The following is a 6,317-nucleotide window of genomic DNA, read 5'->3' as shown; positions in this document are numbered from 1 at the left end:
GGCTCGAACGGCTCGGCGTCCAACGGGTCGGGCGCCGCTCAGTCGCCCGAGGGGTACCAGCGCTCGATCGACAGGGCGTAGACGAGCCGCTTTTCGCGGATCATCGCCTCGCGGTACTCGTCCATGTTCTCCGGCGGCTTGCCGGTGATCATGGTGTACAGGCGCGCGTTCTCCGCGACGGCATCTTCGGTCCTGAGCTGAACCGTCCCCTGCACCGTCACCCACTTGAACCAGTCCCCGTCGTCGAACACCGTCACGACGCAGCGCGGGTCGCGCCTGAGGTTGTTCGTGCGCGCGCGGCCCTGGGTCCCGGAGATGAGGACGACGTCTGCGTCCAACGCGTAGAGCACGGGGACCGAGTGCGGCGTGCCGTCACGACCGATGGTGGTCATGACGGCCTTTTTGTTGCGGCCCAGGAGGCCGAGCATCTCTTCTCTGTTCATCGGGCAAGCCTAAGGGGCCGGACTCGGCCACGCCTTTCCTGGCGGACTACAGCGCCTCGGCCCCCGACTCGCCGGTCCTGATCCTGTAGACGGGTCCCGCGTCGGTGATCCAGATCTTGCCGTCGCCGATCTTGTCGGTGCGGGCGCTGGCCAGGATCGACTGCACGACGCGGTCGGCCAGGGCGTCCTCCACGAGGATCTCGACCTTCACCTTCGGGACGAAGTCGACCTCGTACTCGGCCCCCCGGAACACCTCCGTGTGGCCCCGTTGGCGGCCGAACCCCCGCGCCTCCGTCACCGTCATGCCCTGCACGCCGAGCTGCTTGAGCGCCTCCTTCACGTCGTCGAGCTTGAAGGGCTTGACGATCGCGGTCACGAGCTTCATCGGTCCTCCTGTCGGTCGCCGCGGCCAGATCCTGCCGGTTGAGCCGGGTACTCAGGCCGCATATCCGGCCTCCCCGTGCTGGCTGCGGTCCAGGCCGGTGTCCTCGTCCTCGTCGGTCACGCGCAGGCCGATCGCCACGTCGATGAGCTTGAGGATCACAAACGTGACGACGAACGACCACAACATGGTCACCGCCATGGCCGATGCCTGCTTGCCGACCTGAGACAGGCTGCCCGAGTAGACCAGTCCCGTGTCGAGCGCGAAAACCCCGGTCAGCAGGGCACCGACGATGCCGCCCACCAGGTGCACGCCGACGACGTCCAGCGAGTCGTCGTAGCGCAGCTTCCACTTCAGGCTCACCGCGTAGTAGCACACGAAACCGGCCGTGAACCCGATGACGATGGCCGCCCACGGCCGGACGAACCCCGCCGCCGGCGTGATCGCAACCAGTCCCGCGACTGCCCCCGTGGCCGCTCCCACCGCCGTCGGGCGCTTGTGCCGCAGCCACTCGGGGACGATCCATCCGAAGATCGCCGCGGCGGCGGCGACGTGAGTAGTCGTGAACGCCATGGACGAAAGCGCTCCCGAGCCCAGCGCGCTCCCGCCGTTGAAGCCGAACCACCCGAACCACAGGATCGACGCACCCAGGACGACAAACGGCACGTTGTGCGGCAGCATCGGCTCCGTCGGCCATCCGCGCCTTCTGCCCAGCAGCACTGCCGCGACGAGCGCCGCGGCTCCGGCGTTGATATGGACGACCGTGCCGCCGGCGAAGTCGAGGGCGCCGAGCTCCGTTGCGCCTAGAAATCCCCCGCCCCACACCCAGTGTGCCACCGGCGAGTACACGATCAGCGACCACAGGGTGATGAACACCACGTAGGCGGAAAACCGCATCCTCTCGGCGAACGCACCCGCTATCAGCGCGGGGGTGATCACCGCGAACATCATCTGGTAGATCGCGAAAGCCGAGTGGGGGACGGTCTTCGCCAGCTCGTGCGGCGCCTCGCCGACGTCGCGGAAGCCGAGGAAGTCCAAGCCGCCGATGACCTTGGAGATGTCCGGGCCGAAAGCGAGGGTGTGTCCGAGGACCACCCAAGCGATGCTTATGGCGCCCAGGGCGACGAACGCGTGCATGATCGTCCCGAGGACGTTCTTGGACCGCACCAGCCCCGAGTAGAAGAACGCCAGCCCCGGCGTCATGAACATCACCAGGGCCGCGGACACCAGAACCCAGGCCGTGTCGCCGGTGTCGGCCGCCGCGTCCTGCGCGGAGGCCGGAAGCGCCGACACCACCGACCAGATCACGGCAATCGCGGACACGGACAGGGCCCGACGCGCAGCCACCAGACAACGATCCATTCTCTCCCCCGACGTTGGACGGCCTAGTCAGCGCAACGTTAGGGGCGCACCTTTGCGCGAGGATTACGGTTGGTTACGGCGCGGTTACGGGACGTCACACGGGAGTCGCCTCACGGTGGGGGCCCGGCACAGCGCTTCTACACGTTCTGCGGGGGCCCGGCTCCCTGCGGGGGCCCGGCGGCGACCTTGGTCCCCTCCGGGATCGGCCCCACGACCGCGGGCCCGGCTCCCGGGACCTGCAGCGCGGTGCCGTCCGGGACGTCCACGCGGACCATCCCGATGCCGATCGGACCCTGCCCCGGCGAGACCACGGACGAGGTCACCCGGCCGACCGGGCGCCCATCGTGGAGCAGCTGCTCCCCGGCGGTGACCGGTTGGTTGAAGGTCAGCTTTCGCAGCACCCGGTTCACGTGGCCACGGAAGTGGAGCCTGGCCATGACCTCCTGTCCCACATAGCAGCCCTTGGTCACGGAGACGGCGAGGGTGAGTCCGGCCTCCTGCGGCAGGGTCTCCGGCCCGTAATCGGTCCCGAACCTGCCTGCGCCGGCCTCCACGCGCAGCACCTCGTACAGGCGGGGGTCCGCGACGGGCAGGTGGGCGATGTCCTGTGGCTCGGTCCCGGCGTGTACGTCCACCGTCTCGTGGGGGCCGAGCGTGTCGAAGAACCGCAGGCCGGCGGGGGAATCGTCCACCCGGCCCGCGGCACCCGTGCTCGGCTCGTGGGCTCCCGCGCCGATGACGGTGAAGGCCCCGGACGAGGCGTCCTGGATCTCGACCTGCGTCCGGAACCTGTACCTCGTGAACCAGCCGATCAGGTCGGCCGTCCCCGGGGGGTCGACGTCCAGCACGACCCGCTCACCGAGCTTGCCGGCGCGGAAGTGCGCGACGACCTTGCCTTTGGGGGTGAGAAAGCAGGAGTCCGTCCACCGGCCGTCGTCCAGGGCGTCGAGGTCGGCGGTGACGGTGTTTTGGAGGAACCACACGCGCTGGGGGCCGGTCAGGACGACGAGGCCGCGGTCCGGACGCGGGACCACCACCCGTTCCGACTCGATAAGCCGATATGCCTCTTCTATTGAAAGGGGGTTCACCGGGTCACGGTACCGCCGGGGGCGTCCGGCCAGGGACGGCACACCTCCGGAAACTGGGCCGGTCAGTCCATCTGCGAAACCGCAGCCGCCAGTGCCTCGCGCAGAGTCTCCACGTCCTGTGGGTCGTGGATGCGGCCTCCGCCTTTGGCCGTGACGTAGAAGACGTCCACCACTTCGGCTCCGTAGGTCGCCACCTTTGCGCGCCTCACGTCGCACCCGCATTCGGCCAGGGTGCGGGTGACGGAGTGCAGGAGGCCGAGCCGATCGGTCGCATGGACCTCCACGACGGTCATGGCCTCAGCCGCTTTGTTGTCGACGACGACGTCGGTCGGGCGTGCCGGCGCGGCCGGCCTCCGTTCGGCTTGCGACTTGGCGCGAAGCGGCTCGTCCAGGTCCAGGCCCCCGCGCGCGGCGGCCGCTACGTCGGCCGTGATGCGATGCCAGCGATCAGGGGTAAGGCGTTCTCGGGAGCCCCGGACGATGAAGGCCTCCACGGCGGTGCCGTCCGGCCTGGTAGCGGCTTCGGCGGACAGCACGTCCACGCCGCGCAGAGCGAGGACCCCGCACACCGAGGCCAGCAGTCCCGGACGGTCCCGGGCGATCAGCAGCATGCGGTCGGCCTCGGCCCCCGGGTGGACCTCAACGACCGGCTCCCCGTCGAAGGGACGGCTCATCTCCTCCACGCCGATACGGGGGCCGGGGCCTGATGCCGCAACAGGCTCGCCGCTGAGGACCTTCATGGCGCTCGAGTAGAGCTGCCGGACAAGCGACGACCGGAAGACCGACCACGCCTCCGGACCCGTCGCCAGCGCGTCGGCACGCGCGAGCAGGAACAACATGGCCAATCGATGTGCGGTCCCGGCCGCTCGCGCCACCTCCGTGATCGTGCCCTCGTCCTCGAGGTCCCTGCGCAGCGCGGTCTCCGGCAACAGCAGGTGACTTCGGACGAGAAACTCAGCGTCGGCCGCGACACCGTTGGCCAGCCCCATTCGCGAGAGCGTGGAAGCAGTGATGCGGGCACCCAGTACGGCGTGGTCGCCGCCCCGGCCCTTCCCACAGTCGTGCAGGAGCGCGGCGAGCAGCAGCGGGCGCGGGTCGTCCACGAGAAGCCATGCACCGGACACGTCCGCCTGCTCGGCTGCAGGGGCTTCGCGCCCGCGGGCCGGGACCTTGGATCCGGACACCCTTGCGGGAGCGCTTTCAACCAGTTCCGCGACCGCCTGGAAGCTGTGGATGTCCACGCTGTAGCGGTGGTATAGGTTGCGCTGCGGCAGGCAGCTCACGTGCTTCCACTCCGGGATCAGTGCCGCGAGCAGGCCGGTCGAGTCCATGGCCTGCATAGCGGGGACCGATTTTCGGCCCAGTCGCAGGATCTCCAGAAACGCATCCGATGCGGTGGGGTTCCACCTCGCCGGCTCTCCCTCAGCAACGTGCTCCTGCAGACGGTTGAGCGACCGCCGGCTCAGGGGGACGTCCGCGCGGATCGCGTGCATGAACATCGACAGCCACCCGGACGGGTCCTCCAGCGGGTCCGGTGAGGCGAGCACCTCGAGGCGACCCCCCTGGACGACCCAGCCTTCGCCGGCGATGTGGCGTCCGGACCGCAGCCGCCTGCGCGCGCGCCGGCGGACGAGGTCCTGCCATGCCGACGAGACGACGGCTTCCGTCGTCCGGCAGTGCCGGTACAGCCGGCGCATGAGCTCGTCCCCCGCACCAGCGCCCTCCGGTGTGACTGTGCCGAACCCGAGCGACTCGGCTATCGGGTCCTGGTCCTCCAGGTGCAGACGGTCCTGGCGGCGCTGGGATCGCAGGTGCATCTCGAAGCGCACCCGCAGGAGGAAGTCCTGCGATGCGCCGACCGCATCCGCGTCGGCGGCGCTGAGGATCCCTTCGCGCACCAGGGGGTCCAAGCCCTGGCCCCCGATCAGCCGTCCCGCCCATCCGAGGGTGTGGATGTCCCTCAGGGCTCCCGCCGAATCGCGCACGTGGGGCTCCAGCAGATGCCCCGCGTGGCCGAATGACTCGTGACGTGACCCCGTCTCGGCCAGCAGCTGCGAAAAGAAGCGATGCCGGTGGCGCTGCAGCTCACGCTGCAGCAGCGCCTCCATCTCCGCGAACACCGCCGGATCGCCGGCGACCAGACGGGAGTCGAGCGTCGCGGCCGACTCGTCCACACGCTCCAGCGACCGGACGACCTCCGCGAGATTGCGGACGCGCTGACCGACCTCGCGTCCTGCATCCCACAGCGGATAGACCACGCGGCGGACCATCTCCTCCAAGTGGTCCGGAGGAGTACCGCGGTGCAGGACCAGCACGTCGAGGTCCGAGTAGGGAGCCAGCTCCAGACGGCCGTATCCACCGACCGCGATCAACGCCACACCCGTGTACGGGGGCCCGGCTTCGAACAACGACGCCAGCACGTCGTCCACACGTCTCGCGTGGCCCGCCGCGACATCCGTGGCTCGCACGCCCTCGCGGTGCTGCTGTCCGGCCAACTCGCGCGCCGCGTCCAGACGCTCGCGCACCAAGGAGCTCACGAGTCAGGGTCCACTACGACCGTCACCGACTCGAGCTGCGGCATCACGCGCCGCACCGCGTTCTCCACCTCAGCGGCGACGGTGCCCGGCGGCCACGCCGGCTCGATGCCGACCCGCAGCGATGCGCGCGACCGGCGGATCGACATCGAGTGAACTGCCCACACCCCGTCCACCGAAGCGGCGGCACGTGCCACCGTCTCCGTGACAAAGACATAGCGGGAGCGGGACGGGGTCAGGTACCTGGTGAGCCGGCGCCACATGCGACTAGCGTCACACAGGCCCGCCGGACAAAGGACTCCCCCGCGGCTTCGCCGCGGGGGAGGTTGTTTTGCGAGGTCGGACCGGCTACCTGCTGGTCGACTTCCTTGCGGTCGACTTCTTGGCCGTCGACTTCCTGGCGGTGGACTTCTTGGCTCCGCCCGTCGACTTCTTCGCGGTCGACTTCTTGGCCGTCGACTTCTTTGCCGTCGACTTCCGTGCGGTCGACTTCTTGGCCGTCGACTTC

The 6,317-nt window shown here is 69.4% G+C and carries 6 protein-coding genes; all 6 read right to left on the bottom strand.

Annotated features, from left to right (window positions below; all coding sequences use genetic code 11):
* Positions 1 to 38: 38 nt before the first annotated feature.
* The 6 genes from VNE62_04445 to VNE62_04420 all read right to left on the bottom strand — a co-directional run bounded on the left by VNE62_04445 (position 39) and on the right by VNE62_04420 (position 6,072).
* Positions 39 to 443 (bottom strand): PPOX class F420-dependent oxidoreductase, encoded by a 405-nt coding sequence (locus VNE62_04445; GenBank protein ID HVE91540.1) that lies wholly within the window; start codon positions 441 to 443, stop codon positions 39 to 41.
* Positions 444 to 489: 46 nt separating this feature from the next.
* Positions 490 to 828, bottom strand: coding sequence for a P-II family nitrogen regulator (locus VNE62_04440; protein ID HVE91539.1), 339 nt, complete (start codon positions 826 to 828; stop codon positions 490 to 492).
* A 51-nt stretch (positions 829 to 879) separates the two neighbouring features.
* Entirely contained in the window at positions 880 to 2,172 is a 1,293-nt protein-coding gene (locus VNE62_04435; protein HVE91538.1) for an ammonium transporter, read from the bottom strand.
* Between the two features lie 152 nt (positions 2,173 to 2,324).
* Positions 2,325 to 3,275 carry a glycine cleavage T C-terminal barrel domain-containing protein gene (locus VNE62_04430; GenBank protein ID HVE91537.1) on the bottom strand — a complete coding sequence of 317 codons (951 nt, stop codon included), beginning with the start codon at positions 3,273 to 3,275 and terminating at the stop codon, positions 2,325 to 2,327.
* 62 nt (positions 3,276 to 3,337) lie between these two features.
* Positions 3,338 to 5,800: an ACT domain-containing protein gene (locus tag VNE62_04425; GenBank protein HVE91536.1), complete on the bottom strand. Its 2,463-nt coding sequence runs from the start codon at positions 5,798 to 5,800 to the stop codon at positions 3,338 to 3,340.
* A gap of 8 nt (positions 5,801 to 5,808) precedes the next feature.
* Positions 5,809 to 6,072, bottom strand: coding sequence for a hypothetical protein (locus tag VNE62_04420; GenBank protein HVE91535.1), 264 nt, complete (start codon positions 6,070 to 6,072; stop codon positions 5,809 to 5,811).
* Positions 6,073 to 6,317: the final 245 nt, after the last annotated feature.

The organism is Actinomycetota bacterium (assembly GCA_035536535.1).
Lineage (GTDB): Bacteria > Actinomycetota > JAICYB01 > JAICYB01 > JAICYB01 > DATLNZ01.
Note: the sequence above shows the minus strand (reverse complement) of the source record. Positions and strands in the feature narration are given on the sequence as shown.